The sequence below is a fragment of the Paraburkholderia sp. 22098 genome, from assembly GCF_052045935.1.
Taxonomy (GTDB): Bacteria; Pseudomonadota; Gammaproteobacteria; order Burkholderiales; family Burkholderiaceae; genus Paraburkholderia; species Paraburkholderia caledonica.
Window position 1 is genome coordinate 412,305 of record NZ_JBQEPV010000006.1, and the last position, 26,985, is coordinate 439,289.

23 protein-coding genes and 1 riboswitch are annotated in these 26,985 nt (G+C 61.9%); of the genes, 10 read left to right on the forward strand and 13 right to left on the reverse strand.

All coding sequences use genetic code 11. The annotated features are described in order from the left end of the window. Positions 1-251: 251 nt before the first annotated feature. Positions 252-1,973: a pyrrolo-quinoline quinone gene (locus ACTJLB_RS15815; RefSeq protein WP_440783804.1), complete on the forward strand. Its 1,722-nt coding sequence runs from the start codon at positions 252-254 to the stop codon at positions 1,971-1,973. Positions 1,974-2,017: 44 nt separating this feature from the next. Here ACTJLB_RS15815 and ACTJLB_RS15820 read toward each other — a convergent pair whose 3' ends face one another. From ACTJLB_RS15820 to ACTJLB_RS15835, 4 genes are all read right to left on the reverse strand, one after another. Next, positions 2,018-2,398: a hypothetical protein gene (locus ACTJLB_RS15820; RefSeq protein ID WP_440783805.1), complete on the reverse strand. Its 381-nt coding sequence runs from the start codon at positions 2,396-2,398 to the stop codon at positions 2,018-2,020. A gap of 127 nt (positions 2,399-2,525) precedes the next feature. After that, positions 2,526-2,819, reverse strand: a complete 294-nt coding sequence (locus tag ACTJLB_RS15825; RefSeq protein ID WP_020068925.1) for a DUF4148 domain-containing protein — start codon at positions 2,817-2,819, stop codon at positions 2,526-2,528. Between the two features lie 173 nt (positions 2,820-2,992). Then, positions 2,993-4,075, reverse strand: a complete 1,083-nt coding sequence (locus tag ACTJLB_RS15830) for an aldose epimerase family protein (RefSeq protein ID WP_440783806.1) — start codon at positions 4,073-4,075, stop codon at positions 2,993-2,995. Positions 4,076-4,109: 34 nt separating this feature from the next. Beyond that, positions 4,110-5,333, reverse strand: a complete 1,224-nt coding sequence (locus tag ACTJLB_RS15835; RefSeq protein WP_110404644.1) for a XylR family transcriptional regulator — start codon at positions 5,331-5,333, stop codon at positions 4,110-4,112. 290 nt (positions 5,334-5,623) lie between these two features. Between ACTJLB_RS15835 and xylA the strand changes: the two genes are divergently transcribed. The 6 genes from xylA to ACTJLB_RS15865 all read left to right on the forward strand — a co-directional run bounded on the left by xylA (position 5,624) and on the right by ACTJLB_RS15865 (position 13,938). Then, the gene (gene xylA / locus ACTJLB_RS15840) at positions 5,624-6,946 is read left to right on the forward strand and encodes a xylose isomerase (RefSeq protein ID WP_020068928.1); all 1,323 of its coding nucleotides are present in this window, start codon (positions 5,624-5,626) and stop codon (positions 6,944-6,946) included. A gap of 142 nt (positions 6,947-7,088) precedes the next feature. Further along, positions 7,089-8,117: a D-xylose ABC transporter substrate-binding protein gene (xylF, locus tag ACTJLB_RS15845; protein ID WP_020068929.1), complete on the forward strand. Its 1,029-nt coding sequence runs from the start codon at positions 7,089-7,091 to the stop codon at positions 8,115-8,117. 80 nt (positions 8,118-8,197) lie between these two features. After that, complete coding sequence (gene xylG / locus ACTJLB_RS15850; protein ID WP_408130317.1) at positions 8,198-9,757, forward strand: D-xylose ABC transporter ATP-binding protein; 1,560 nt, start codon at positions 8,198-8,200, stop codon at positions 9,755-9,757. Next, positions 9,754-10,953 (forward strand): sugar ABC transporter permease, encoded by a 1,200-nt coding sequence (locus tag ACTJLB_RS15855; protein WP_027778052.1) that lies wholly within the window; start codon positions 9,754-9,756, stop codon positions 10,951-10,953. The genes xylG and ACTJLB_RS15855 overlap by 4 nt, the downstream gene beginning before the upstream one ends. 244 nt (positions 10,954-11,197) lie before the next feature. Continuing rightward, positions 11,198-13,465 carry a molybdopterin cofactor-binding domain-containing protein gene (locus ACTJLB_RS15860; RefSeq protein ID WP_440783807.1) on the forward strand — a complete coding sequence of 756 codons (2,268 nt, stop codon included), beginning with the start codon at positions 11,198-11,200 and terminating at the stop codon, positions 13,463-13,465. A gap of 14 nt (positions 13,466-13,479) precedes the next feature. Beyond that, complete coding sequence (locus tag ACTJLB_RS15865; protein WP_020068933.1) at positions 13,480-13,938, forward strand: (2Fe-2S)-binding protein; 459 nt, start codon at positions 13,480-13,482, stop codon at positions 13,936-13,938. 222 nt (positions 13,939-14,160) lie between these two features. Here ACTJLB_RS15865 and ACTJLB_RS15870 read toward each other — a convergent pair whose 3' ends face one another. From ACTJLB_RS15870 to ACTJLB_RS15905, 8 genes are all read right to left on the reverse strand, one after another. Beyond that, a complete protein-coding gene (locus tag ACTJLB_RS15870) occupies positions 14,161-15,753 on the reverse strand; it encodes an efflux transporter outer membrane subunit (protein ID WP_256972098.1) in 1,593 nt (530 codons plus the stop codon). Next, positions 15,750-16,706 (reverse strand): HlyD family secretion protein, encoded by a 957-nt coding sequence (locus tag ACTJLB_RS15875; RefSeq protein WP_310070605.1) that lies wholly within the window; start codon positions 16,704-16,706, stop codon positions 15,750-15,752. The genes ACTJLB_RS15870 and ACTJLB_RS15875 overlap by 4 nt, the downstream gene beginning before the upstream one ends. A gap of 7 nt (positions 16,707-16,713) precedes the next feature. After that, complete coding sequence (locus tag ACTJLB_RS15880; RefSeq protein WP_020068937.1) at positions 16,714-16,923, reverse strand: DUF1656 domain-containing protein; 210 nt, start codon at positions 16,921-16,923, stop codon at positions 16,714-16,716. A 33-nt stretch (positions 16,924-16,956) separates the two neighbouring features. Then, positions 16,957-19,059: an FUSC family protein gene (locus tag ACTJLB_RS15885; protein WP_087753127.1), complete on the reverse strand. Its 2,103-nt coding sequence runs from the start codon at positions 19,057-19,059 to the stop codon at positions 16,957-16,959. Between the two features lie 6 nt (positions 19,060-19,065). After that, positions 19,066-19,611, reverse strand: coding sequence for a MarR family winged helix-turn-helix transcriptional regulator (locus ACTJLB_RS15890; protein WP_440783808.1), 546 nt, complete (start codon positions 19,609-19,611; stop codon positions 19,066-19,068). Positions 19,612-19,691: 80 nt separating this feature from the next. After that, positions 19,692-21,350: an ATP-binding protein gene (locus tag ACTJLB_RS15895; RefSeq protein WP_020068940.1), complete on the reverse strand. Its 1,659-nt coding sequence runs from the start codon at positions 21,348-21,350 to the stop codon at positions 19,692-19,694. A gap of 4 nt (positions 21,351-21,354) precedes the next feature. Beyond that, positions 21,355-22,872 (reverse strand): ATPase domain-containing protein, encoded by a 1,518-nt coding sequence (locus ACTJLB_RS15900; RefSeq protein WP_087753129.1) that lies wholly within the window; start codon positions 22,870-22,872, stop codon positions 21,355-21,357. 194 nt (positions 22,873-23,066) lie between these two features. Beyond that, entirely contained in the window at positions 23,067-23,657 is a 591-nt protein-coding gene (locus ACTJLB_RS15905; protein WP_087753130.1) for a histidine phosphatase family protein, read from the reverse strand. Between the two features lie 78 nt (positions 23,658-23,735). Then, positions 23,736-23,822, forward strand: a riboswitch (adenosylcobalamin (AdoCbl) riboswitch). Between the two features lie 51 nt (positions 23,823-23,873). Here ACTJLB_RS15905 and ACTJLB_RS15910 point away from each other — a divergent pair. Then, a complete protein-coding gene (locus ACTJLB_RS15910; protein WP_020068943.1) occupies positions 23,874-24,095 on the forward strand; it encodes a CbtB domain-containing protein in 222 nt (73 codons plus the stop codon). An 11-nt stretch (positions 24,096-24,106) separates the two neighbouring features. After that, entirely contained in the window at positions 24,107-24,901 is a 795-nt protein-coding gene (locus ACTJLB_RS15915; protein ID WP_440783809.1) for a CbtA family protein, read from the forward strand. 151 nt (positions 24,902-25,052) lie between these two features. Here the strand turns inward: ACTJLB_RS15915 and ACTJLB_RS15920 are convergent, their stop codons facing one another. After that, positions 25,053-25,880, reverse strand: coding sequence for a 2OG-Fe(II) oxygenase (locus ACTJLB_RS15920; protein WP_440783810.1), 828 nt, complete (start codon positions 25,878-25,880; stop codon positions 25,053-25,055). A 245-nt stretch (positions 25,881-26,125) separates the two neighbouring features. Between ACTJLB_RS15920 and ACTJLB_RS15925 the strand changes: the two genes are divergently transcribed. Further along, positions 26,126-26,968: an FAS1-like dehydratase domain-containing protein gene (locus tag ACTJLB_RS15925; RefSeq protein WP_440783811.1), complete on the forward strand. Its 843-nt coding sequence runs from the start codon at positions 26,126-26,128 to the stop codon at positions 26,966-26,968. Positions 26,969-26,985: the final 17 nt, after the last annotated feature.

Consider the following 26,985-nt stretch of genomic DNA (forward strand, 5'->3'; position numbering starts at 1 on the left):
GCGGTTCGGGACGGCGGTGTTCGGACGTAATGGGTGCTGGAAATCTCCAACGGGGTCAACAATGACAGAAGCACGGACACGATTCAATTCCCGACGACGACCCTGAACGATTCTGGCCAACACGAGTTGGCACGCTGACAAGTGGCCCGACGCAACGCTTCGCTCTTTGCGAAGCAACGAAGGGTAGATCCGCACTAGAAAGTCGACGGTCATTGGGACTGGCAGTCTTCCCGATCGCCTGGGAGACGTCTATGAACCGCAACATGTATCTGCACAAATGTGCGCTGTCCTGGCGCCGGGTAGTGTCGACCGGCCTGCTTGCCATTTTCTGTATCGCCTGTAGCGGCGGCTCGGGCGGCGGCTCCAGCACAAGCAGTACGAACGGCGGAAGCGGATCCGGCGGAACGGGCACCGGCGGGACCGGCTCGGGTGGATCGGGTGGTTCGGGCTCTGGTGCAACGTCTTCTGCGAGCGACGTTCTGACGTATCACAACGACCTCGCCCGTACCGGACAGTACCTTGCGGAGACGACGCTGACGCCCGCCAACGTTAACCCGACCGGATTTGGCAAGGTTGCGTTCCTCGCGGCAGACGGCAAGGTCGACGCTCAACCGCTCTACGTCAGCAATCTCCCCATTGGCGGCACGGCGCACAACGTCGTCTACGTCGTGACCGAGCACGCCAGCGTCTACGCATTCGACGCCGACACCAACACACAACTGTGGCAGCGCTCCCTGCTTGGCTCCGGCGAGACGACGAGCGACGATCGACACTGCGGTCAGATCACACCGGAAATCGGCATCACGTCGACACCGGTTATCGACCGCACGCGCGGCACGGCGGGCGTCCTGTACGCGGTCGCAATGAGTAAAGATGCGAGCGGAGGCATTCATCAACGCCTGCACGCAATAGATCTCGTGACAGGATCGGAGGCGCTTGGTGGTCCCACCGAGATCACGGCCACCTATCCGGGAACGGGCGCGAACAGCAGCAACGGTGTCACCGCTTTCGATCCTCAGCAATACGCGGAGCGCCAGGCGCTAACCCTCGTCAACGGCAATGTCTATCTTGCATGGACGTCGCACTGCGACCAGGGCACTTACGGCGGTTGGGTCATGGCCTACAGCGCGGATACGCTTTCGCAGACAAGCGCGCTGAACCTCACTCCAAACGGAAGTGAGGGCTCGGTCTGGATGAGCGGTGCGGGTATGGCATCCGACGGCGCATTCCTGTACCTCCTCGACGCGAACGGCACTTTCGACGCAACGCTGAATGCGCAGGGTTTCCCTATTGCAGGCGACTATGGGAACGCCTTCCTTAAGCTGTCGACTTCGCCGAGGCTCGGTGTGGCCGACTATTTCGCGACTTTCGACACTGTCGTGCAATCAGCAAGGGACGCGGATCTCGGATCGGGCGGTGCATTGGTACTGCCGGACCAGGCAGACGCAAGCGGCACGACCCGGCATCTCGCCTTGGGAGCGGGCAAGGATTCGAAGATCTACGTGGTCAATCGCGATTCGATGGGCAAGTTCAACACGAGCGCTAACCAGATCTGGCAGGAGATCGACGGGCAACTGCCGGGAGGCGTTTTCGGCATGCCCGCCTATTACAACCATGTCGTGTATTTCGGCTCCGTGGGCGACAATCTCAAGGCGTTTCCGGTGACCGCTGCACTCCTGGCAACGAGCCCCGCATCGCGCAGTCCCGGCACTTTCCCTTACCCAGGCGCCACGCCCAGCGTTTCGGCGAATGGCGCATCGAATGGGATTGTCTGGGCCGCCGAGAACGGCGCCGTTGGCGCGCTGCATGCCTTTAACGCCGGCGATCTGAGCCAGGAACTCTACAACAGTAACCAGTCCGGGACGCGAGACACATTCGGCGCGGGAAACAAGTTCATTACGCCAATGATCGCGCACGGGCACGTATACGTGGGCACGACCAACGGCGTGGCGGTATTCGGTTTGTTGAAATAGAAAAGAAGCTGAAGCTCGCGGCGCCCGGCCAAGCGCGGCGAGCTTCAACTGCCGATCACCCTCTTCGCCCTTTTTTTCCTGACTCCGGGCTCGACTCCCACACGCAGATCACGCCGCTTAACCGCCTCGACAACGGCGCGAGCGACCTGCTCGAATTCCTCCTCTCGCTGCGACAAATAAAGCCATTTGCCGAGTACGGGATGCGGTGCGAGCTGCACAAACTCGGCAGTGAGATCTGTGTGCCGATCACGCGACGTGCACACCAGCAGTCCATTCCAGGGCTCCTCGCCGTCGCCGACCGCAAGACAGAGCAAGCCATCTACATAAGCCGCTTCGAAGCCGAATAAGCGCTTCCTCAGAAAGCCGGGATCGTCCTCGAAAGGCTCGAAGATCCACAGCAAAGAATTCTTAACGGATGAACCCATGACCGCTCCTGTCTGCGAGCGATCATCTTAAGGCGAAGAGACTGCAGAGAGGAAACGCACAGTCTCAAAGCACCTCGCGCGATAGCAACTCAGGCCTGCAACCGGCCATAGCGCAAAAGTGCAACGCTCACTTGGCAGGCGCGGCGGCCCCCGCTTGCGACGAACCCGTCGCCGTAGAACCGTAGCCGGTGGTATCGCTCTGAGCCATCGCATTTTGCGCAGCAATGCGAGCTTCGGCTGCTTGAATGTCCGCGGGATAAGTCGCATCCACAGCAACGGCCGGGTTGTATCCCGCCTGCTCGATCTGCTTCAGCTGAGCCTTCACTTCCGCGCGCGTGAGCGGCTGCTCCGACTGTGCAAACGAGACAACTGGCGCGGCCAGAACAACAACCAGCGCGACTGTTTTGATAAGCGATTTCATGATGCTTCCCTCCGGGAATGATGTACTCCGATGCCGCAGCGGATCGTCGGCACCATTCGCGGATTTTAGGAAGCCCTTATTCCAGGGAAAACCCCCAATGCTGTAATTCACTCTTGCAGCAAATGACAAGTCGGCGTGCTGTAATGGACGGCGTAAACAATGAAGGCACTTCGTCAAACGCCGTGGCGCACGTCGACCTTGTACGCGGTGACTTGCCGGTAGGTGTCTCCTGCCCGAACGATTACATCGCTCTGTTCTGCCGGCATGTTCACCTGGTTCGGAAAACCGCCAGCTTCGAGGCAGAGCCCTGCATGTGCCTGATAAACCACACCGCCGCGTCCCGCGTCTCCTTTCAACCAGTTGCCGCTGTAAAACTGCAAGCCACGCTGGTCGGTTGACACGGTCAATTCCCGTCCGCTCCCCGGATCGTAAAGACACGCGACTTCGCGCATATGGCCGGCTTGATTGGCGCCAGCAGCCGCGTCGCGCAGCACGTAGCAATGATCGAAACCGCCCGCTTGCACGAGTTGTCCGTGCGGCCAGTCGAGGCGGGCGCCAATCGGCGCGCTCTGCCGGAAGTCGAATGCATTGCCCGCTACATCCGCAAGCCTGCATGGAATCATTGCTGCATCGACTTCGAAGAACTGATCGGCATCGATCGACAGCATGTGTCCGCGAATATCCGCGCCTGCGCGGCCAGTCAGATTGAAGTACGCATGGCTCGTCAGATTCAGCGGCGTGGCGGCGTCGGTAACGGCTTCGTATTCGATGGTCAACGTGCCGTCATCGTCGAGCGTATAGCGCACTTGCGTGGTCACGTTGCCTGGAAAGCCCGCGTCGCCTTCCGGCGACTCGAGCCGCATGAGCAGCGATCCGTTGTCCTCGCTGACATCCCACATCGCACGGTGGAAACCCACGCTTCCCCCATGCAGCAGGTTCGCGCCCTCGTTGCGGTCGAGCGTGTACTCGATGCCATCGAGCGTAAAACGGGCGTCGGCAATGCGATTCGCCCAGCGGCCGATCAGCCCGCCCATATAGGTCGTGGCCGCGACGTAATCGGCGGGCGTGTCATGCCCGAGCAGAATATCGCCGAGACGTCCGGTGCGATCCGGCGCATGCCACGAAACGAGCGTCGCGCCCAGGTCGCTGATCGCGACCTTCATGCCGTGCGCGTTGCGCAGCGTGAAGAGCCGTACCGGGTCGCCGCCATTGAGCGCGCCCCAAGGCTCGGATGAAAGTTGTGCGATGCTGATCATGTCGTCGATAAAAATTTGAGAAGTAAAGGCATGCTCAGCCTGGCGTGGAAGCCTGAGTCGAGTTCACGCGATCCTGGTACTCGCGCGGCGTGCAACCGAGTTCGCGCCGGAAAACCGCATACATGTATTGCAGCGACGTGAAGCCGCAACGTATCGCCACTTCCGCACTCGATGCATCGCGCTTCGCAAGCAGCGCCTTCGCGACATCCAGTTTATGGCGCAAGATTTCCTGATGCACGGTGCATTTGCGTTCGCGTCGAAAGTACTCTTCCAGCGACGAGCGCGACACGCCCACGTAATCGGCCACCTGTTCGGTGCGAATGCCCTGGCACGCGTACTGACGGATGAAATGCCGCGCGCGCATCACATACGGACTCGCAAGCGGTTCATGTCGTGTCGACTCGAGCACATTGATCCCGACGGGCGGCACGAGAATGCGCCGACCAGGAAAGCGCGCACCGCGCAGCATCTGATGCAAAAGGTGAGCGGCGGTGCGCCCCATTTCTTCGGTGCCCTGTATCACGGAGGAAAGCGGAATGCGCGTGAGCGTCCGCGTTAGCGGGTCGTTGTCGATGCCGATAATCGCGACTTCTTCCGGTACCGGAATGCCCGCAATCAAGCACGCTTGCAGTAAATGGCGCGCGCGCGCATCGGTCACAGCGATAATGCCGACGGGCTTAGGTAACTCGCGCAGCCACGCAGTCAGCTGTTCGGTCGCCTGGTTCCATGAAGGCGCGCTCGTCGACAGTCCGCGATAAATCTCGCCCTGAATCTGCTCGGCGCTGTGTCCGTCCGTGCTGCGCAGATGAGCGAATGCAAGTTCGCGCTGCTGCGCCCAGCGGTTCTCTTGCGCTTGCGGCAAGCTGTACAGCGCAAAGTGTTCGAGGCCGGCGCCAATCAGATGCGTATAAGCCAGTGAAACGAGTTTGCTGTTGTCGGTCGCGATATAGGGTAAATCCGGGGGATACTGTGACGGGTCTTCGAACGACGAGCCCACGGCGACGACGGGCAATGGGCAATCGCGCAATGCTTCACTCACGGCAGGATCGTCGAAATCCGCAATGATTCCGTCGCCGTCAAAGCGCTCGATACCCGTTAAGCGACAGCGAAAGTCTTCTTCCAGAAAGAGATCCCACGCCACGCGTGTGGACAGCAGATAGTTACCAATGCCGGTAATGATCTCGCGATCGTAGACCTTGTTCGCGTTGAACAGCAGTGCGATCCGATGGGTCGTCTGTGGAGTTTGCGGACGGGTCATGGCGGTGCTCGGCATGCGGATAGTCAAACCCGCAAAGCCTTCGTCTCCTATGTCGACAGAGTAGGCGCTGCAGCGTCTATCTCCGGTTCGATGTTTTTAAGCGTCCGGTTATTCTAGGCCGCGAATCGCGCACCAGTGCAAAACAAAATGGCGGGCGGTGAGAAACATCAAGCACGCTGCGCAATTTCGCAATTGCCGATGCTTGCGGCAAGCGGCAGCATGGCGTCACCTTATTGACCGGCGCGGCCACGTCCGCACGGGTTGCAGTGCAACAAATACTGGAGACGCTGATGTCCTACTTCGAACACATTCCCGAGATCCGTTATGAAGGCCCGCAGTCGGACAACCCGCTTGCGTACCGTCACTACGACAAGAACAGGAAAGTACTCGGTAAAACGCTCGAAGAACATCTGCGCATTGCGGTGTGCTACTGGCATACGTTCGTCTGGCCGGGTGTCGATATTTTCGGTCAGGGCACATTCAAGCGCCCATGGCAGCAGTCCGGCGACGCAATGGAAATGGCGCACCTGAAAGCGGATGCCGCGTTCGAATTTTTCTCGAAGCTGAGCACGCCGTATTACACGTTTCACGATACCGACGTGGCGCCCGAAGGCAGTAACCTGAAAGAGTACAGCGAGAACTTTTCCCGCATAGTGGACTACCTCGCGCGCAAACAGCAGGACACCGGTATCAAGCTGCTGTGGGGCACGGCCAACCTGTTCTCGCATCCGCGTTATGCTGCGGGCGCGGCCACGAGCCCCGATCCAGAAGTATTCGCGTTTGCCGCGACACAGGTACGTCATGCACTCGACGCCACACAACGGCTAGGCGGCGAGAACTACGTGTTGTGGGGCGGACGCGAAGGCTACGACACGCTGCTCAATACCGATCTCGTGCGCGAACGCGATCAACTCGCGCGCTTCCTGCATATGGTCGTGGACCACGCGCATAAGATCGGCTTCAAAGGCTCGCTGCTGATCGAGCCAAAACCGCAGGAGCCGACCAAGCATCAATACGATTACGATGTCGCGACCGTGCACGGATTCCTGCTGCAATATGGGCTTGCGAAAGACATTCGCGTGAACATCGAGGCGAATCATGCAACGCTTGCCGGCCACTCGTTTCATCACGAGATCGCAACGGCTTTTGCACTCGATATCTTCGGTAGCGTGGATGCGAACCGCGGCGACCCGCAAAACGGCTGGGATACCGATCAATTCCCAAATAGTGTGGAAGAACTGACGCTCGCGTTTTATGAAATCCTCAAGCACGGCGGGTTCACCACGGGCGGCATGAACTTCGACTCGAAAGTACGTCGGCAAAGTGTCGATCCGGAAGATCTGTTTTACGGTCACATTGGCGCGATCGACAACCTCGCGCTCGCCGTGGAACGCGCGGCTGTGCTGATCGAAAACGACCGTCTCGACCAGTTCAAACGCCAGCGTTATGCAGGCTGGGACGCCGAGCTTGGACGCAAGATCCTGTCGGGCGACTTCTCGCTGTCGGCGCTCGCCACCGAAGCGCTGTCGCGCGATCTGAACCCGCGCCACGCGAGCGGCCAGCAGGAGCGCATGGAAAACATCGTCAATCAGGCGATTTATAGCGGACGCTGACGAGCACTGTTGCACGTGAATAAAACGCGCGGACATATACCGCGCGAATAAAAAAGCTTTGGGTTGTCGCTTGTCCGGACCTGCGGCTCGCAGCGCAGGCCGTCCAATCCGGAATTCCGGCTATCAAAAGAAGGAGACAGAAATGAAATTCGCAACACGTCGTACTGTACTGGGTTCGCTCGTATGTGGAGCGGTGCTGGCCAGCCTGTCACTGGCGGCGCCGCTTGCGCATGCCAGCAAGGATCATCCGGAGATCGGCTTCTGTATCGACGACCTGCGCGTCGAACGCTGGTCGCGCGACCGTGACTATTTCGTCGCGGCTGCGGAAAAACTCGGCGCGAAAGTATCCGTTCAATCTGCCGATGCCAGCGAGGCGCGGCAAATCTCGCAGATTGAAAACCTGATCTCGCGCGGCGTCGATGTCATCGTGATCGTGCCGTTCAATTCCAAGACGCTCGGCAATGTGGTCGCCGAAGCCAGAAAGGCGGGCATCAAGGTCGTTTCATATGACCGCCTGATTCTCGATGCCGACGTTGACGCCTACATCTCGTTCGACAACGAGAAGGTGGGAGAACTGCAGGCGGAAGGCGTTTATAAAGCGCAACCGAAGGGCAACTACTTCCTGCTTGGCGGCGCGCCGACCGACAACAACGCGAAGATGCTGCGCGAAGGACAGCTCAAAGTGCTGAAGCCCGCCATCGACAAGGGCGATATCAAGCTGGTCGGGCAGCAATGGGTGCCGGAGTGGAGCGCGTCCACGGCGCTGCGCATCGTGGAAGATGCACTGACTGCCAACAACAACAAGATCGACGCAATCGTTGCGTCGAACGACGGAACCGCCGGCGGCGCGATCCAGGCACTGGCCGCTCAGCACATGGCGGGGAAGGTGCCCGTATCGGGTCAGGACGCCGACCTCGCAGCAGTCAAGCGGCTGATTGCGGGCACGCAGACCATGACCGTCTACAAACCGCTGAAGCTGATTGCTGGCGAAGCGGCAAAGCTCTCGGTCGCGCTGGCGAAGGGTGAGAAGCCTGCCTTCAATGCGCAATACGATAACGGAAAGAAGAAGGTCGACACGGTGCTGCTGCAGCCTACGTTGCTCACCAAGAGCAACGTGGATGTAGTCATCAAGGACGGCTTCTACACCCAGGCCCAGCTCGCGAGCCAATGAGCGTAACGTGCGCGCGGTTCACGTCGATACATGCAGCAGCGTATCGGCATGAACGCGCGCCCTGCAGCGAGGCATAGCGAATGACGCAACCGTTACTGACGATGCGCGGCATCGTCAAAGCGTTTTCAGGTGTGAAAGCACTCGACGGCATCGACCTGACGGTCTCGCCGGGCGAGTGCGTCGGCTTGTGCGGCGAGAACGGCGCAGGCAAATCCACGCTGATGAAAGTACTGTCCGGCGTGTATCCGCACGGTACCTGGGATGGCGAAATAACCTGGGAAGGCAAGCCGCTCAAGGCAACGAGCATACGCGACACCGAACGCGCGGGCATCATCATCATTCACCAGGAGTTGATGCTGGTGCCCGAGTTGTCGGTAGCGGAGAACATCTTTCTCGGCAATGAAATGACGTTGCCGGGAGGCCGCATGAACTATGCGGCGATGTACCAGCGCGCTGACGAATTGCTGCGCGAACTCGGCATTAGCGGAATCAACGCGGCGCAGCCCGTCATGAATTATGGCGGCGGCCATCAGCAGTTGATCGAGATTGCCAAGGCGCTGAACAAGCAGGCGAAGCTGCTCATTCTCGATGAACCGTCCTCTTCGCTAACTTCGTCCGAGATTGCGATTTTGCTCGACATCGTGCGCGATCTGAAGCGGCGCGGCGTGGCCTGCGTCTACATCTCGCACAAGCTCGACGAGGTCGCCGCGGTTTGCGACACGATCAGCGTGATTCGCGACGGACGGCATGTCGCCACCGAACCAATGCACGCGCTCACCACGGACCGCATTATTTCGTTGATGGTCGGCCGGGAGATCAAGAACCTGTTTCCCCGCGAGCCGCATCCGATAGGCGAGGTCATTTTCGAAGCACGCAACGTAACCTGTTTCGACGTAACGAATCCGCGCCGCAAGCGCGTAAGCGATGTGTCGTTCGAACTGCGGCGCGGCGAGATTCTCGGCGTGGCAGGTCTGGTCGGCGCTGGTCGCACGGAATTGATGCAGGCGATCTTCGGCGCTTATCCTGGCGTGAGCGAGGCGACGGTTGTAATGGAAGGCAAGACCGTGAAGATCCGCGCGCCGATCGACGCGATTCGCGCGGGCATCGGCATGGTGCCTGAAGACCGGAAGCGGCATGGCATCGTGCCTGGTTTAAGTGTCGGCCACAACATTACGCTCGCGGTTCTGCAGCGCTTTTCTTCTGGAGGACGTATCGATTCAGCCGCCGAACTCGACACGATTCACACGGAAATGAAGCGGCTCTCCGTGCGCGCCGCGCATCCGATGTTGTCGATCGCGAGTCTTTCGGGCGGCAATCAGCAAAAGGCGGTACTCACACGAATGCTGCTGACCGACCCAAAAGTACTGATCCTCGACGAACCCACGCGCGGAGTGGATGTCGGCGCTAAATTCGAAATCTACAAACTCATCTTTCAACTGGCGCAGCGCGGCATGTCGATCGTGATGGTGTCGTCCGAATTGCCGGAAGTACTCGGCATCAGCGATCGTGTGCTGGTGATCGGCGAGGGCGAGTTGCGTGGCGACTTCGTCAACGACGGCCTCACGCAGGAAGACATTCTCAGCGCCGCTATCCGTCCCGTGCAGCGAGTCCCGAACCCAACCGCAGCGAGTGCCGCATGACGCCCGACGTTACTTCACAACGCGCCGACGATACCGCGCCGCGAGGCGCATTCGGCGGCTCACAGCGTATCCAGCAACTGTTCGCGCGTTACAAGATTCTCGCGTTGCTGATCGCCGTGGCCGCGATCTGGATTTTCTTTTCGGTTCTAACGCATGGCGCCTTCGTGACGCCGCGCAATCTGTCGAACCTGCTGCGGCAAATGTCGATTACCGGCATGCTTGCATGCGGCATGGTCTTCGTGATCATTGCGGGCGAGATCGATCTGTCGGTGGGTTCGTTGCTCGGTTTGCTCGGCGGCGTGGCAGCAATACTCGACGTGAACCGCCATTGGCCGATAGGCGTCACGTTGCCGGTGGTGATGCTGCTCGGCGTGCTCGTCGGCGTTTTCAACGGATGGTGGTCCACATACCGGCGCGTACCTTCGTTCATTGTCGGCCTGGGCGGCATGCTCGCCTATCGCGGCATTCTCCTCGGCGTGACGGGCGGCTCGACCATCGCGCCGGTGTCCGACGGGTTTGTGTTCGTCGGGCAAGGGTATTTGCCGACGCTTGCAGGCGACACGCTCGCCGTGGTGTTGTTCGTACTGCTCGCGTTTCTGACCCTGCGTCAGCGCCGCAATCGCGAGCGATACCAGTTGAGCGTGGTGCCGGTCTGGCAGGACGTCGCAAAGGTGATCGGCGCAGGTGTGATCCTGGCGGGCTTCGTTGCGACGCTCGATCGTTACGGCGGCATTCCGGTGCCCGTTCTGTTGCTGCTTGCGCTACTCGGCATTTTTACGTGGATTGCCACGCAGACCGTGTTCGGACGACGCATCTACGCGGTCGGATCGAACCTCGAGGCGACGCGTCTTTCCGGCGTCAACACGAATCGCGTAAAGCTGGCTATTTTCGCGTTGATGGGCCTGATGTGCGCGTTCGCGGGGATCGTGAATACGGCGCGGCTGGCGGCAGGTTCGCCATCGGCGGGCTCGATGGGCGAACTCGACGCGATTGCGGCGTGCTTTATCGGCGGCACGTCGATGCGCGGCGGTTCCGGCACAGTGTACGGCGCGTTGATCGGCGCGCTCGTGATGGCAAGCCTCGACAACGGCATGTCGATGCTCGACGTCGACGCCTATTGGCAGATGATCGTGAAAGGCAGCATTCTCGTGCTGGCCGTCTGGATCGATGTGGTGTCAGGTTCGAACAGGCGGTGAGGTGGTTGGCTATGGGGCGGCCCCGCCCCAAGTCGCCACCGGTCACCCACAATTAATGAAGCACCCCACGACTCCCGGCCAATCCCTTGCCATGACGAAAGCCGCGAGTCGGCGCCTCCATCGCTTCATCCGACGAATTTAAGTTCGCGCCCGCTTCCCCGTCTTACTACTATTGCGGGGAACGCAGGGCGCGAAGTGGCGCCTTCACAGCTTGTTACCGGCGGCAAGCGGATAGGCAATCGTCATGAAGCGCAGAACCTTCCTTGTTGGCGGCGCGGGTGCATTCGGCGCGTTGCTGGTCGGCTGGTCTGTGCTGCCCGCGCGGCAACGTCTCACCACCGCCGCGCCGCTGCCCGTCGAGGGCACGCAAGCGGCGCTCAACGGCTGGGTCAAGATCGCGTCGGACAATACCGTCACGATCATGATGTGCAAAGCGGAAATGGGCCAGGGCATCCATACCGGCCTCGCGATGGTCCTCGCGGAAGAACTGGACGCCGACTGGTCGCGCGTGCGAGTCGAAGACGCGCCGATCGACAACATCTACAACAGCGTGCAGAGCGTCATTGACGATCTGCCGTTTCGTCCCGATCACGACAGCATCACGAAGCGCACGATCGTCTGGTACACGCGCAAACTGATGCGCGAGACCGGCACGATGATGACGGGCGGATCATCGAGCATTAACGACCTGTGGACGCCGATGCGTGAAGCGGGCGCCTCGGCGCGCGCGATGCTGATCGCGGCTGCGGCGGCGCAATGGCACGTGCCGGCCGGCGAGTGCGTCGCGCAGGGCGGATACGTGAGTCATCCGTCGGGTCGTAAGGCGAGCTTTGGCGAGTTGTCGTCGATGGCGGCTCAGCAAGCTTTGCCCCACAAGGTCACGTTGAAAGACCCCGCTGGTTTCAAGCTGATCGGCAAGCCGCTGCCTCGTATCGAGGCCGCTTCGAAGCTGAACGGCACCGCGCGTTTCGGCATTGACGCGTTGCCCGACGGCCTGCTCTACGCGAGCGTCGTCATGTGTCCCACGCTCGGCGGCACGGTCGCGAGCTTTGACGCGGCGTCGGCGGCGAAAATGCCGGGCTGCATCAAGGCTCTCGCCTTCCCGCCGTATAACGGCGGCACGGGCGGCGTTGCGGTGATTGCAAACAACCCGTTTCGCGCGATGAACGCGGTCGACGCCATCAACGTAACGTGGAAGCACGGCGCCGCGGCATCGCTGTCGAGCGCGGAAGTGGAGCACCGCCTTGCGCTTGCACTCGACGACGGCGACGGCCACGCGTACTACCATCGCGGCGACATTAACGACGCATTGAGCCGCGCGGCCCACACCGTCAGCGCCGAATATCACGCGCCGTATCTCGCGCACGGCGCAGTCGAACCGCTCAATTGCACGGTGCAGGTCGCGGACGGCGCGGCGACCGTATGGGTGTCGACGCAAGTGCCGGCGCTCGCGCGGCATCACGTAGCCAAGGTTTTGCATATCGACGACGACAAGGTCACCGTGCATGCGCAGTTGCTGGGCGGCGCGTTCGGGCGGCGTCTCGAACTCGATTACATTGCACAGGCCGCGGTGATTGCACGCGAGGCGGACGGCCATCCCGTTCAAACGTTGTGGTCGCGCGCGCAAGACTTCACGCATGATTTCTACAGGCCGGCATGCGTTGCCCGGTTGAGGGCCGGCCTCGACAACAACGGCAAACTGATTGCGTGGCACAGCGCATCCGCGAGTCAGGCGATCGTGCCCGAAGCGCTCTCGCGCTATTACGGCGTGCCGCGCATTCCGATCGACAAAACCACTTCTGAAGGCGCATTCGATCAGCCATACGAGTGGCCCGTCGTGCGAGTGGCGCACAAGATCGTGGAATTGCCGGTGCCTGTCGGTTTCTGGCGCTCGGTCGGGCACTCGCATCAAGCCTTCTTCACCGAGAGCTTCACCGACGAACTCGCTGCCGCCGCAGGTCAGGATCCCGTGGCGTTTCGCGCGGCGCTACTGGCGCAGCACCCGAGGCATCTGGCGGTGCTGCAGCGTGTGGCCGCGTTGTCGGACTGGCACGAGCCGTTGACCCATGCCGCCGATGGCGCGCCGCGTGCGCGCGGCGTCGCGCTTCACGAGGCGTTCGGCAGTGTGGTGGCGCAAGTCGCGGAAGTGTCGATCGGGCCGCGCGGGCGAATCCGCGTGCATCGCGTGGTGTGTGTGATCGATTGCGGCTTGCCTGTGAACCCTGGTCTGATTCGTCAGCAGATGGAGAGCGGAATCGTATTCGGTCTGTCCGCTGCATTGCAGGACGAGATCACGATTGTGAATGGGCAAGTGGAACAGAAGAACTTCGTCGACTTTCCGGTGGTGCGGATCAACGATTGCCCGGTAATCGAAACCGACATCATGCCGAGTCGCCTGCATCCGCAGGGTGTCGGCGAACCGGGTGTGCCGCCGGTCGCGCCCGCCGTAGCAAACGCGGTGTTCGCGCTGACCGGCAAGCGGCTGCGCACATTGCCCTTGAAGCTCACGTAACGCGGGAGACACGCATGCGATCGCTGAACATCAACGGCCGCGCGGTGGCAGTGCAAGCGGAGCCCGATATGCCGCTATTGTGGGTGCTGCGTTGCGAACTCGGCATGACCGGCACCAAGTTCGGCTGCGGTGTCGGCATTTGCGGGGCGTGCACGGTGCACCTGAACGACAAGCCGTGCCTGTCGTGTCAGACGCCCATGTCGACCCTGAATACACAGAAGATAACGACCATTGAAGGGATGCAAGGCGCCGAGGCGCAAGCGTTGAGGGCCGCCTGGATCGATCTCGATGTGGTGCAATGCGGCTATTGCCAGAGCGCGCAGCTGATGGCCGCCTGCGCGCTGCTGAAACAGAAGCCGCGCCCGACTGACGCCGACATCGACGCGGCAATGAGCAACATCGTATGTCGCTGTGGCACGTATCCCCGCGTGCGCGCCGCGATTCACGAAGCGGCGAAGCGCCGGCCTGTGTAATAGCCGGCGCTTCGTGGGCGATGGAGTTAGCCTGCCAGCAACTCGACCACGGCCACGACGGCCGTGAAGATGCCAATGCATCCGCCCAGTGCTGCTGCGCTTTTCATGAACGACGACATAGCTTGGCCTCGTAACGTGTTGTGGTTGGTGGCACGTATTTAACCGCAATTGAAAGGCAAAAGAAATGTCGCCAAAAATAAATCGTAAGCTTGAGCGTCGGTATTACGGAGCTTGGGTCACCGGGGTTGCCTGCTGTGATCTGACGGGCGTCGCCCCCGATGATGGCGGCACACGGGGTGCCGCTGCCTGTGTCTCCTCCCAGCCGCCGCCGAGAGCAAGGAACAGATTGACCTGGTCAATGGCCACCTGACCTTCCGCGACCGCCACCTGAGATTTCGTCGACGTTAGCGTGCGGGTGGCGTCCAGATCCGAGATGAACGACTCGCGGCCCGCGCGATAGAGCCGATGCGTTTCGTCAGCGGATTGCGTCGCCGACTGCAGCGCGGCGCGCAATGCGTCAGCGCGAGCGTAGTCGGAGGCATAGGTGGCGAGGCTCGTTTCGGTTTCGCGCAATGCGGTCAGCACGACGCCGTCGAAGCGCGCGAGCGCGACCTGACTCGACGCCTGCGCTTCGCGTACGCGGCCACGCGCACCGTTCGCCGGGAACGTCCAGCTGATCAGAGGACCGAAACCCCAGCGCGCGGTCGGCGAAGTGCCGAGGTCTTCCAGAACGCCCGTCACACCCGCCGATGCGCCGATGCTCACCGTCGGGTACAGCGCGCCGGTAGCGACGCCAATGCGCGCCGTGGATGCCGCTAGCTGACGCTCGGCCTCGCGCACATCGGGTCGACGCTTGAGCAGCGCTGCGCCGTCGCCCACCGGAATCGGCTGACGGATCTGCGGCAGCTTTTCGCAAGCGAGAACCGCGGGCGGCAGGTCCGACGGCGCACGCGCGAGCAAAGCCGCGAGCCGGTACTGGGCAATCTTGCGGCGCGCGGTGTAGCGCGGAATATCCGCGAACAACGTATCGACCTGCGTCTGGCCGCGCGTCACTTCTGTTTGATTGCCACGGCCGGCATCGCGCAGACGGCGCGATACATCCACGCGTTGTCTCTGCAATGCGAGCGACTGCTGCGCGATTTCCAGTTCCTCGGCCGCCGAGCATTGTTCGACGTAGGCGCGCACCACGTCGGCGACCACCGTGATTCGCGCGAGATCGGCCGCGGCCTGCACGGCCTCGGTGTCGGCTTGCGCCGCTTCCACGCCGCGCCGAAGCTTGCCGAACAGATCGATTTCGTACGCAACGCTGATTCCGATGTCGCCTTCATTCACGACCGGCAGTTTTTCAGTCAGCAAGTATTTTTCGGCCGATTCCTGCGCGCGTTCGATCACCGCCGAGGCGTTGCCGGAAAACCCGCCCTGCGCCTGCGCGACGCCTAGCGCCTCGCGCGAGCGCGCGAGATTGGCGGCGGCCACGCGCAAGTCGGTGTTCGATTGAAGCGCTTGGTCGACGAGACCGTTCAGCACGGGATCGTCGTACAGTTTCCACCACACAGCCGGCACGTTGCCGCGTGAGGTGAGCGTTGCGTCCGCGCCCTCGATCTGCGCATTCGCGAGCGGCGCGTTGACGAGTGCGTCTTTCGGCAGCGAGTAGTTGGGGCCGACGTTCATGCAGCCGTTGAGCGCCGCCGTCAAAGGCAGCAGCGGCAGTAATGGCAACAGCGGCAACAGCGGCAACAGCCGCAGTTGTCGTTGCAATTGCGGTCGCGGCAGCCCGAGCGAACGCAGAAACGGCACGGTGCGCGGCAGTTTCATTGCGAGGCGCCCGAAGTGGCCGCGGCACTCGCAGGCATTGCGGCGGATGCGCTCGACGCTCCCGTGACATGCGAAGCGCGCGCATTCGCCAGGTCGCGCACCGACACGGTAGCAGTACGCCCGGCGATCATGCGGAAGTCTGCGGGCACTTCATCGAGCGCGACGCGCACCGGAATGCGCTGCGCGAGACGTACCCAACTGAAGGCGGGATTCACGTTCGGCAGCAGATTGGAGCCTTGCGTGCGGTCGCGATCTTCAATGCCCGCGACGATGCTTTGCACGTGGCCGCGCAGCAAATGCGGCTCGCCCATCACGTTGATGTCAACCGGCTGGCCGATGTCGATACCGCCCAACTTCGTTTCCTCGAAGTAGCCGTCGACACGAAACGAATGCATATCGACAACCGAAACCACCGCCCGCCCGGCGGCAACGAATTCGCCTGCACGCGGCGCGCGGTCGTTCAGGTAACCGTCCACCGGGCTCATGATCGTCGCGCGTTGCAGGTTCAGTTTTGCGGTGTCGATCGCGACGTTCGCGTCCGCGAGCGCCGCTTCCGCCTGGTCCACGCGCGAGCGGCTTTCTTCCGCGACTTCGGCGGCGACCAGATTGCCGAGTTTGCGATTGCGTACGTCCTCGCGGCGCGCCTGATCGAGCGTGGCGCGACGTTGCTGCGCGGTGGCCTGGGCCTGACGCAGCGCGAGCGTGTAACGCGCCTGGTCGATGACGAACAGCACCTGCCCTTGCCTGACCTGCTGGTTGTCCACCACTTGAACCGATGAGATCAGCCCCGACACGTCCGGCGCGACCTGGATCACGTCGGCGCGCACGTGCCCGTCGCGGGTCCACGGCGCGAACATGTAGTAGTCGACCAGCTTCCACAGCACGAGTGCCGCGGCCACGACGACGATCAGGGTCAGCACGATCTGACCGACGGAGAACCAGGTTTTTTTCACGTTGATTTCACGAAACGAGTCTGTGCGAAACGACGACGACAAGGCCCAGCACCAGCACATAGATGCCGAGGTCGAAAATGGAGCGATGCCACACGAAGCGGTAAAAGCCGACGCGCGCGAGCGCCGTGCGAATGGCGAGGTTGATCAGATAGGCGACCAGCATCAGCACGAGCACGGCCGGCACGAACACGCCGAAGATATCTATTTCACCGATCATCGCGGGAAGGGAGCAGAGTGTTGAGCGGCGGCATTACGCGTTCGCCTCAGTTGCGGGCGGCGTGGGTGTTTGCAGCGTGGCTGGAAATAGCGAAAGACGCAAGCCGACAAGCGCATGAAGCGCTTCGCGCAAATGACGTGCCGAAGCCTGCGAGTTCGCGCCCGGCGCGCCGGCATTGGCGAGCCCTTGTGCAATGACGCGCGCTACAGCCGAATCGATCGACGACATCAGGCTGTCCGGCACCGGTTCACGCGAGCGACGGTTCACGCAGTTTTCATAATAGGCGCGCACGCCGTCGAGCGCGCGGTCGATCGCAGCGGGCGCTTCGCCGCCGAGCTTACGCGTGAGACGTCGCAGATCGAGTGCATTGAACGCAATGCGCAGGTCGCGAAAGCTTTCGATGGACGGATGGCGATGGTCATCGGTCGCCGCAAGCCGCGGGATCAATTGCATCAAACGGTCGAGCATGCGGGCCGCGTGATTGCGCGGGTCTTCAATTGTCCGCGTGGACGCGGTTAACGCAACGTCGGTCCAGCTCGAACGCAACAGGCGCGCTGCCGCAAGTTCCGCGCCGAACGGGCGCGTGACCCGTGTCCACAGATACGCATACAGCAGCCCCGCGAGGCCCGCGAAATTGCTGTTCAGGAAGGTCAGAAAGTTGGCGTCGTACGCGTCCTGAATGCTGATGAACGTGGCGGTGTTCACGGCGACGAGCACCGTGGCCAGGTTGAACTGCGGGCGCGGAATCAGCGTGCCCACGAGAATGAACGGCGCGGCGAAGAGAACCACCAGCATCGGAAAGTCATGCACGTGCGGCAGTACCGCGAACAGATAGACGCCTGCCGCCACCACGGCGATAGCCGTAGCGACGAAAAAGCGGAAGACCATTGGCGCGGGTTCGTCGAGCGCGGCAAAAAAGCAGCAGGCTACCGCGGCAAGTGTCACGGCGCTGGCGCCGTCTGCCCAACCCGATTCGATCCACAGACTGCACGCGAGAATGACAGCCGCGGCTGCCGAGCCGGTGGAGAACAACATCATGCCGCGATCGTAGAAGCGCTCGGTGCCGCCGAGCCGCCAGTGACGAAAACGAGGCCGCCATGAGCCCTCTTCACGCGTGATGATGATGCGCAGCGAGCGGCAGTCCTGCCATACGTCGATGACCTGCCTCATGCGCCATAACGCATTCGACAGCAATGCGCCGTCCCATGTCGCGAGCGCGGCGGGCGGTGGCTGCATCGCCGCGATGCGCTCACGCAGCGCATCTGCCGCGGCGTCCGGATGATAGCCCGCGCTGGCTGCCGGCAGAGGCGCGTTGAACCACTTGATCACGTCGGCGAGCAGCGCCTCGAGACCGTCCGGCCACTTGTGACTGCCACTGTTATACAGCGCGAGGAGCGGATCGGCGAGCGACGACATGATAGGTAGCAGCAATTGCATGCGTCCGCGGAGTTCCTGCGCGCGCGTGAGAATGTCGGGGCGTGTGTGGTCGTAGGCCAGTTGGCTCAACAGCAATTCCAGGCCATTGATGGTGGTCGCGAGCCGCTGCCGCGCGGCGGAAATCGCCGTGCCCGCGATGCGGCCCGACAGCGTTTCGGTCGCGTAGAACGCGGCGTCGCGAAACCAGGCGTCGGTCCGTTCGATGATGGTCGGCGCGAGCCGGCTCGGAAACAGCACGCTGCCCACGATGCTTGCGCACACGATGCCGAGAGTGATCTCTTCTGTGCGGCTAACGGCAAGATCGAACACGCCGGCCGGATTCGTGACCGCGGGCAGCGCGATGATCGGCATCGTATAGCTCGCGAGCAGGAACACGTAGCTGCGCGCAGTCCGGTCCGATACGGCGAGATAGAGCAGCGTGCCGACCCATAGCGCGAGAATCACGCTGAACAGATACGGAGATTCGACGAAGGGCGGCACGAGCAGTACAGCCGCCGACGCGCCGAGCGCGGTGCCGAGCGCGCGATAGATTGCCTTGGAACGCGTTGCGCCGACGAACGGATTCGACACGATATAGACGGTCGCCATTGCCCAGTAGGGCCGCGGCAACTGGAGCGCCAGGCCGATGTACAGCGCGATCATCGCGGCGGCAAACGTCTTGACCGAGAACAGCCAGTCGCGAACGGAGGGGTAGATCATGACGCGTTACGCCGATCTGTTGACGTTGCGTGGCGCAGTTGTGCGGCTGGGGCGGCCTGTATTTTTGGCCGGGCTCGTGGACCGCGTCGACTTCGTGGCACTGGCGCTTTCGGACTCTTCCGCGGAATCGGCTGTGAACGCGGCAAGCACGCGCAAGGTTGCTTCGAGGTCGCTGCGTGAAACGCCTTTGAGCGCCTGCGCGCGCAGTGTGACCAGTTCTTCTTCCATTTTCTCGGTCACCGCGCGGCCCGCTTTTGTCAGCACCACCGTTTTAGCGCGGCGGTCTTCGGGATCTTCGTCGCGACGCATCAGGCCCGCGGCACACAGTTGGTCCAGAAGGCGCACGAGCGATGGTCCTTCGATGCCGATGTAATCGGCCAGCGTGACCTGACGAACCGCCTCGCCGAGCCGGCTCGCGGTGAACAGCGGCGTGGCGCAGGCCTCGGAGACGTTGAACGCGGACAGCACGCCATGACTCGTGCGCCGCCACTTTCTGGCAGCGATCACGAGTGTGCTGCTCACTTTGCGGCGTAAGGCGTCGAGATTCGTCATGGCCGGTATTGTATTTCCAAAACAATCGTTAGCAAACTATCGAATTGGAATTTTTAGCGGCGCATGGCGACGCACGAGCTTCACGCGACCAGTCCGAGTCTGATCGTCCTCGCGAGATCGTCGAGCTGAAAAGGTTTGCGCAGTACCGTGCAGCGTTCTACCGCAAGACCGGAGATGTCGATGTCGGCATAACCGGTTGCGAGAATCACCGGCAAATCGCTGCGCATCTTGCGCGCCTCGGCGATCACGTCGATGCCGTTCATGCCCGGCATCGCGAAGTCGACCATCAGCAGGTCGGGGTTGTCGTCCCGCAGTCGGTTGAGTCCGGCTCGCCCGTCAGCGGCTTCCGTCACGTGGTAGCCGAGCATTTTCAGCGACTCGACGAGCATGGCGCGTACTTCGCTGTCGTCTTCGATCACCAGCACGCGCTTTTCGCCCACGGCGTTCGCTTCGATATTGGACGCCTCCGCAGCCTGCGGCGCGACGGGGTCGCGTAGCGGCAACCACACCTCGACCGTCGTACCGGCGCCTTCTTCGCTGAAGAGTCTCGCGGTGCCGCCGGCTTGCCGCGCGATGCCGTACACCTGGCTGAGGCCCAGTCCCGTCCCTTTGCCGATCGGCTTCGTCGTGAAGAATGGATCGAACACGCGCGACACGATGTCGGGCGGTATGCCCGAGCCGGTATCGGTGACTTCGATCACGACATAGCGGCCTTCGGCAAGCGTCTGATCGGGCGCTGTGCGCTGCTTCACGCGGACACTGAGCTGGCCGCCGCCGGGCATTGCGTCGCGCGCGTTGATCGCGAGGTTGAGCACGGCCAGTTCCAGCTGATTGGCGTCGGCCTGCGTCCACATCTCGTCGCTTTCGAAGTCGTTGCTGTAGCTGATACCCGATCCCAGCGACACGGTGATGATGTCGCGCATGCCTTGCAGCAACGCGACGACGTCGACGGCCTTCAGATCGAGGTTGCTATTGCGCGAGAACGTCAGCAACTGGCCGGTCAGTTTCGCGCCGCGTTCGGTTGCGCGCTTGACCGTGGCCGCCATGCCGCGAATGCGCTCGTCACTGCTCACCCGGGAGATCAGTTCCGAGTTGACCATGATGACGTTCAGCAGATTGTTGAAGTCGTGTGCGATGCCGCCGGTGAGTTGCCCGAGCGCTTCCATCTTCTGCGATTGAACGAGCACGGCCTGCACTTTCGCGCGCTCGTGAATTTCCATCATCAGCCGGTTGTTGGCTGAAGCGAGCTCATGCGTACGTTCGGCGATGCGGCCTTCGAGCGAGTCGTTCAGTTGCACCAGCGCTTCCTGCGCTTCGATCCGCTCAGCCAGATGGCGGCGCGATTCATATTGCCGCGCACGGGCGCGCAGCGCCGAGGCCACCGCGCGGCGCAGCGTCTCGGAGTTCAGCGGACGTTCCAGCACGACCACGTTGCCCAGGCGCTCCAGCACTTCGATCCCGCGCGCAGAGCGATGCCCCACGCGCGTGGCCGCAAGCAGAATGAACGGAAAGTCGGACCACGCCGGCTGCTGCTCCAGCCAACGGAATAGACGCGTTGCATGCTCGCCGGCGAGCGCTTCTTCAGCGATGAGCGCGCTACCCGCGCCGGCGTCGAGCGCCTCGGTGAGGGCGTCCGCGTCGCGGCACGGCACGCATAGACGTTGATCCTTGTGCAGGACCTCGGCAATAACATCGGCGTCGCGGCCAAAAGGCGCGAGAATCAGGACCCGTTGCTCCATGACGTTACTGCCGCGACGTGTCGATGACACGCTCCGTCGAGCCAAGTAGCGCCGTGGTGCCGCGATAAGACGGCAAGCCCGAAAGCACGCCTTCGAAGTCGCGCAGCGCTTCACCCACTTCGACGCCGCGGCTCGTGAGCCGGAACTGGCGGATCGAGCGTTCATGGGCGTTAGCGCGGCTCTTTACCGCCGTCACAGCGGTCAGCACTTCGCCGTGGTGTTCGAAATAGCGGAACAGAATGACGACGTCGCTCAGGTAGCTGATATCGATATCGCTCTGAACCTCGCCGATAATCCCGTGCTGTCCCAGCACGAGCATCGTCATGACGCCTTGCTGGTTCAGATACCCGAGCAGTTCGTGCATCTGCAACAGCAGATAGCGCTCACCGGGCATTGCTTGCAGGTAAGCGTTGAGACTGTCGATCGCCACATATTTCACGCCTCTTTTCTCGACGGAGGTGCGAACGTCGCTCGCGAACTCGCCGGGCGAGATCTCGGCGGGATCGATCTGACGCAGCGTCAATAGTCCGTTGTCCACATAGGGCTGCAGATTCATGCCGACCGTCGCGCAACGCGCGACAAGGGTGACCAGCGTTTCGTCGAAGACATAGTAGACACAGCGTTCGCCACGTTCGAGAGCCGCAATCAGGCACGAAACCACGGTGGTGGTCTTGCCGACACCCGAAGGGCCGATCAGGAGCGCGTTGGTGCCGGGTATCAGTCCGCCGCCCAGCAGCGCGTCGAGGCCTCCAGTGCCCGTGCTCACCACATGTGTATCGAATTTGGCGTGATGTTCGGCCGCGACGAGGCGCGGATAGACATGGATGCCGCCGGTGTCGAGCGTGAAGTCGTGGTATCCCTCGCGGAACTTGATGCCGCGCATCTTGGCAATGCGCAAGCGCCGGCGATTGCCGCCGTAGTCGTGCACGACGTTGTCGAGCGCGATCACGCCGTGAGCGATGCTGTGCAATTGCACGTCGCCCGGGTCGGACGTATTGTCGTCGAGCAGCAAGACCGTGCATGCGCGCGTGGCGAAATAGCGTTTCAACGCGAGGATTTGCCGCCGGTAGCGCAGTGCGTTCTGCGAAAGCAGGCGCAACTCGGACAGACTGTCGAGCACGATCCGCACAGGCTTGATCTCGTCGACCTGCTGGATGACGTTTCGCACCGTTTCGCCGAGTTCGACCTCAGCCGGATGCAGCACCGTCTGCTCGAATTGCGGATCCAGACCTTCGTCGGAGACCAGTTCCAGGATATGGAACTGGCTCAAATCCCAGCCGTGGCTGTCAGCTACCGAGATGAGCTCCGAACGAGTCTCGGAGAGCGTAATGTACAGACCTGCCTGGCCTTCCTCAGCGCCCTGAAGTAAAAATTGCAACGCCAGGGTGGTTTTACCCGTTCCCGGCGCGCCCTCCACCAGGTACATGCGGTGTGGGGTGAGGCCGCCTCCCAGGATGTTATCGATTCCCTCGATTCCTGAGCAAAGGCGGGTAGGCTTGTGAGTGGCAGCGTCTTTTGACATAGCGTGGTTATAGCATCGAATAATTGGCCTGGTCCGTCAGCCGGTATCGCCAGAATGCAAGTTGCATGCCTATTGCGAAAAGACCGTGGTTGGCGCGTGTGCGGCGGCGGAAAGCGTGATCAGCGCCGTGTCAGTTCGTGTGGGCGGCGCGGCTGTCGGTATCGGACGAATAAGCCTTGGTTGTTCCGGCAAGGTCACGACGACGTCGGCCGCCATGTCCAGCCCCGTCGTTGCGAGCGCTGCAGTTCGACGACCGCGAGCGGTGGGATTTCAATGCACGAAAACACCGCTGGCGATGTGCCCAACACATGGACGATCGCCGCGCGGACCAGCGGCGCATGCGTCACGGCGACCACATCGTGGACGGCGTGCGACGCGCCATCCGGCGCGACGTCTATTGCGTCGAGCCATTCGCCGATCCGCTTCACCACCTGGCTGAACGATTCGCCGCCGTGAGGGGCGGCGTCGGGGTCGTGCGTCCAGGCTGCCAGTGCGTCTGGCGCGTGCGCGGCAAGATCGTTGAGGCGTTGGCCGCGCCACGTGCCGTAGTCGACATCCGAAAGCGCGGTGTCCACCTTCGCAGCGAGGCCGAGCGCCAAGGCCGTTTCGCGCGCGCAGGCGGCGGGGCTGACGAATGCGCTTGCATTGTCGGCAAACGACAGGCGCACTCGCGCTGCTTGCGCCTCGCCGAGGCCGCGAGCGTCGAGCGGATCGTCGGCGGGAAAGCGGCCCGCGCGCATGGCCGCGGTTGGCGCATGGCTGACCAGTAACAGCCGCAGGTTCATTTTTGAGTTCCCGTCAATATGCGCTCGTGTCGCTGTGTGATAGCTGGCGCGGAAGTTTAGCGCGTAGAATAGCCGCACTGCGAAGCGCGGAAGCCGGTGAAAGCCCGGCGCGGTCGCGCCACTGTAATCGGCATCACAAGCCGAAAGCCAGACCTGAGCTTCGCATCATTCCTCTGCAATCGACTACGGGGCGCGCTACCCCAGGAGATGTCCATCATGACTGAAGCTGTTTTCGATTCCGCCGGCCAGCCCGCCATTCAGCCCACGCCGATTCCGTTGCGTGAACTGCTGCCTTGGGCCGTGTTCGGAGGATTGCTGCTGCTGCTCGCGCTGTATTTCGTCGGTGCGGAACAGGGCGCCACGTCTTTAGTGCCTGGCATGTACGTGCATGAGTTCGTGCACGACGGCCGCCATCTGCTCGGCTTTCCCTGCCACTAACGGAGCAGAACATGGTCGGTAAGTTGTTGTTGCGCGGGATGCTTGCAGGCATCGCCGCGGGGCTGCTCACGTTCGCGTTTGCGCGAGTGGCGGGCGAGCCGCAGGTCAATCAGGCGATAGCCTTCGAAGAGAATGCCGGGGACGGAGCCGGCGCAATGCATGAGCATGAGCACGCCGGTGCGGCTGCGGGTGCGGACGCGCACGAGCAAGCGCATGAGCAGGAGTTGGTCAGTCGCGATACGCAAGCCGGATTGGGATTGCTGACCGGCGTAGTGACCTACGGCGCGGCATTCGGCGGACTGTTCTCTCTGGTGTTTGCCTATGCGTACGGACGAGTGGGGGCGATGAGCGCGCGTGCGTTGTCGGCGTGGCTTGCCCTCGGCGCTTTCGTCGCACTGGTGATCGTTCCCAACATCAAGTATCCGGCGAACCCGCCAGCGGTCGGCGACCCGGAGACAATCGGAACGCGCACAGGCCTGTTTTTTCTGATGATCGCCATCTCGCTGACCGCGATGGTTTTTTCGCTGAAGGTCCGGCGCCGCGCGGCAATGAAACTTGGCGCATGGAACGGCTCGATCGTGGCCGGACTTGTGTTCATCGCCATCATTGCCGCGGTGCAGATGTCGATGCCCGTGATCGACGAAACGCCGGCCGGTTTTCCCGCGGCGCTGCTGTGGAAATTCCGTGTGGCTGCACTCGGCATGCAGGCGATCATGTGGGCGACGATCGGGCTGCTGTTCGGCGCGATCGTCGAGCGGAGTGCGTTCATGCGTGTCGGGAATCGCACAGCGACCCGGTCGGCTTGAGGTCTTCTGGCGGCTTGCGCTGAGCGGCTGGCTGCGTGAGTGGTTAAGGCTGTGGGTGTTGAGCGCGCGCGGTGGTATGACACGGGCTGGGAATTGTCGGGTGTGATTTTTTGGCCCTGTCACCGCCGCCAATCGCGAGCACGCTCAACAACTACATATTGACCACGCCATCGGACGACGACGCCATCGCATCATGAAAAATAACTCCCAACGTATGCCTCTGTCCCGATCTCAAACGGCTCACTCCGTGCCGCAAATTCACGCGATATACACCACGCGTGCCTTGCACCGGCCGATGATGAACCGCGAACACCACGGCATCTCCCTTGCGCAGCGGCACGACTTCCGCGCGTGACTGCATTCGCGGACGCTGCTCGGTCATCACGAATTCGCCGCCGGTGAAATCCTCGCCGGGTTCCGACAGCAGAATTGCAACCTGTAGCGGAAACACGTGCTCGCCGTAAAGATCCTGATGCAGACAGTTATAGTCGTCGGTCATGTACTGCAGCATTAGGGGTGTCGGGCGCGTCTGGCCCGCAGCGTGGCAGCGTTCGATAAACTCGGTGTGTGCGCCCGGATAGCGGATGCCGATGTCCATCACCTCGTTCCAACGATTCGCCACCGGCACGAGATGCGGATACAACTCGCGGCGCAACTGTGCGATCAGCGGCGGCAACGGATACGAGAAATACTTGTATTCGCCACGGCCGAAGCCATGCCGCGCCATCACTACGCGACTGCGGTACAAGTCCTCTCGGGGATACAGCGCAGTGAGGGCATCGCATTCGCGCGCGTCAAGCAGCCCGTGCAGCATCGCGCAGCCATAGCCGTTCAGTTCTTCTTCGACGTGAAACCAATCAGTCGTCTCGATGCGCGCCGTCAGTGAACTTGCATGATTGCGGCTCTGCAACGGCTTCGATTCAGTTTTTCGATCCTGTTCCGGCGATTGGGCGCGGACATTTTTCGCCACCGTATTCATCAGAGTCTCCCTCAGCGATTTTCGAACGATGATTGAGTGTAAGCGCGTCTTTCAGGCCGCGCACTCCGACTCTTGCGCTGCAATTCCCCTAGGTTGAAGGCGCACGGATCAACCGGCGATGTGTCCGGCAAAACGGTGAGTTGCGAGCAGGAAAAAGTGACGCCGCCCAACGATAACCTTTGCGAAGCGCGTCGTGTCGTTCATAGTAGGTGCTGTCAATTGGTCGCTCCACCGGAGGCTTGTCCATGTCGGATTACCACCAGAAACTCGATGATTGGCTCGGCACCGAGCGAGTCGCCAAAGATCTCATTACCGCGTTTCCGCTCGCGGCTCTCGCCGCGACGCTGGATCGCGAACAAAGCGGCGATACCGTTCCGCCGCTTTGGCACTGGCTTTACTTCTTACCGATTGCGCCAATGTCCGAAACTGGGCCGGACGGTCATCCTAAGCGCGGCGATTTTCTGCCGCCGGTGCCGCTGCCGCGCCGCATGTGGGCCGGCGGGCGCATCACTTTTCATGCGCCGCTGAAAGTGGGTGAGCGCGCCACGCGTACGTCGACCATTGCGAACATTGAAGACAAGACCGGTCGCTCGGGGCGACTCGTGTTCGTCACGGTGCAGCACTCGATTGAAGTCGGCGGCGAACTGAGGCTTGAAGAAGAGCACGACATCGTCTACCGCGACGCACCGCTAGCAGACGCGCGGCCTCAGCAGCCGCAACTCGCGCCGCAGGGCGAACGTTGGAACCGCATTATCGAAGCCGATCCCGTCATGCTGTTTCGCTATTCGGCGCTCACCTTCAACAGCCATCGCATTCACTACGACTATCCCTACGCGACGCAAGTCGAGGCTTATCCTGGCCTCGTGGTCCACGGGCCGTTGATTGCCACGCTGCTGGTCGATCTCGTTCGCCGCGAGCGACCCGATGCAACGCTGCAGAGCTTTGCGTTCAAGGCGCTTCGCCCGACGTTTTCGGGCCAGGCTTTCACGGTGTGCGGCGCGCCCGCGGCGGATGGAAAATCGATCGACCTATGGGCAAAAGATCACGATGGCTATCTGACGATGCGAGCGACCGCAGCGATTGAATAATTCCGCGAACGCGAGGC

Bases quoted from the DNA above. Each gene is read 5' to 3' on its own strand.
- ACTJLB_RS15815 (WP_440783804.1), top strand. From the start codon at position 252: ATGAACCGCAACATGTATCTGCACAAATGTGCGCTGTCCTGGCGCCGG.
- ACTJLB_RS15820 (WP_440783805.1), bottom strand. From the start codon at position 2,398: ATGGGTTCATCCGTTAAGAATTCTTTGCTGTGGATCTTCGAGCCTTTC.
- ACTJLB_RS15825 (WP_020068925.1), bottom strand. From the start codon at position 2,819: ATGAAATCGCTTATCAAAACAGTCGCGCTGGTTGTTGTTCTGGCCGCG.
- ACTJLB_RS15830 (WP_440783806.1), bottom strand. From the start codon at position 4,075: ATGATCAGCATCGCACAACTTTCATCCGAGCCTTGGGGCGCGCTCAAT.
- ACTJLB_RS15835 (WP_110404644.1), bottom strand. From the start codon at position 5,333: ATGACCCGTCCGCAAACTCCACAGACGACCCATCGGATCGCACTGCTG.
- xylA (WP_020068928.1), top strand. From the start codon at position 5,624: ATGTCCTACTTCGAACACATTCCCGAGATCCGTTATGAAGGCCCGCAG.
- xylF (WP_020068929.1), top strand. From the start codon at position 7,089: ATGAAATTCGCAACACGTCGTACTGTACTGGGTTCGCTCGTATGTGGA.
- xylG (WP_408130317.1), top strand. From the start codon at position 8,198: ATGACGCAACCGTTACTGACGATGCGCGGCATCGTCAAAGCGTTTTCA.
- ACTJLB_RS15855 (WP_027778052.1), top strand. From the start codon at position 9,754: ATGACGCCCGACGTTACTTCACAACGCGCCGACGATACCGCGCCGCGA.
- ACTJLB_RS15860 (WP_440783807.1), top strand. From the start codon at position 11,198: ATGAAGCGCAGAACCTTCCTTGTTGGCGGCGCGGGTGCATTCGGCGCG.
- ACTJLB_RS15865 (WP_020068933.1), top strand. From the start codon at position 13,480: ATGCGATCGCTGAACATCAACGGCCGCGCGGTGGCAGTGCAAGCGGAG.
- ACTJLB_RS15870 (WP_256972098.1), bottom strand. From the start codon at position 15,753: ATGAAACTGCCGCGCACCGTGCCGTTTCTGCGTTCGCTCGGGCTGCCG.
- ACTJLB_RS15880 (WP_020068937.1), bottom strand. From the start codon at position 16,923: ATGATCGGTGAAATAGATATCTTCGGCGTGTTCGTGCCGGCCGTGCTC.
- ACTJLB_RS15885 (WP_087753127.1), bottom strand. From the start codon at position 19,059: ATGATCTACCCCTCCGTTCGCGACTGGCTGTTCTCGGTCAAGACGTTT.
- ACTJLB_RS15890 (WP_440783808.1), bottom strand. From the start codon at position 19,611: ATGACGAATCTCGACGCCTTACGCCGCAAAGTGAGCAGCACACTCGTG.
- ACTJLB_RS15895 (WP_020068940.1), bottom strand. From the start codon at position 21,350: ATGGAGCAACGGGTCCTGATTCTCGCGCCTTTTGGCCGCGACGCCGAT.
- ACTJLB_RS15900 (WP_087753129.1), bottom strand. From the start codon at position 22,872: ATGTCAAAAGACGCTGCCACTCACAAGCCTACCCGCCTTTGCTCAGGA.
- ACTJLB_RS15905 (WP_087753130.1), bottom strand. From the start codon at position 23,657: ATGAACCTGCGGCTGTTACTGGTCAGCCATGCGCCAACCGCGGCCATG.
- ACTJLB_RS15910 (WP_020068943.1), top strand. From the start codon at position 23,874: ATGACTGAAGCTGTTTTCGATTCCGCCGGCCAGCCCGCCATTCAGCCC.
- ACTJLB_RS15915 (WP_440783809.1), top strand. From the start codon at position 24,107: ATGGTCGGTAAGTTGTTGTTGCGCGGGATGCTTGCAGGCATCGCCGCG.
- ACTJLB_RS15920 (WP_440783810.1), bottom strand. From the start codon at position 25,880: ATGAATACGGTGGCGAAAAATGTCCGCGCCCAATCGCCGGAACAGGAT.
- ACTJLB_RS15925 (WP_440783811.1), top strand. From the start codon at position 26,126: ATGTCGGATTACCACCAGAAACTCGATGATTGGCTCGGCACCGAGCGA.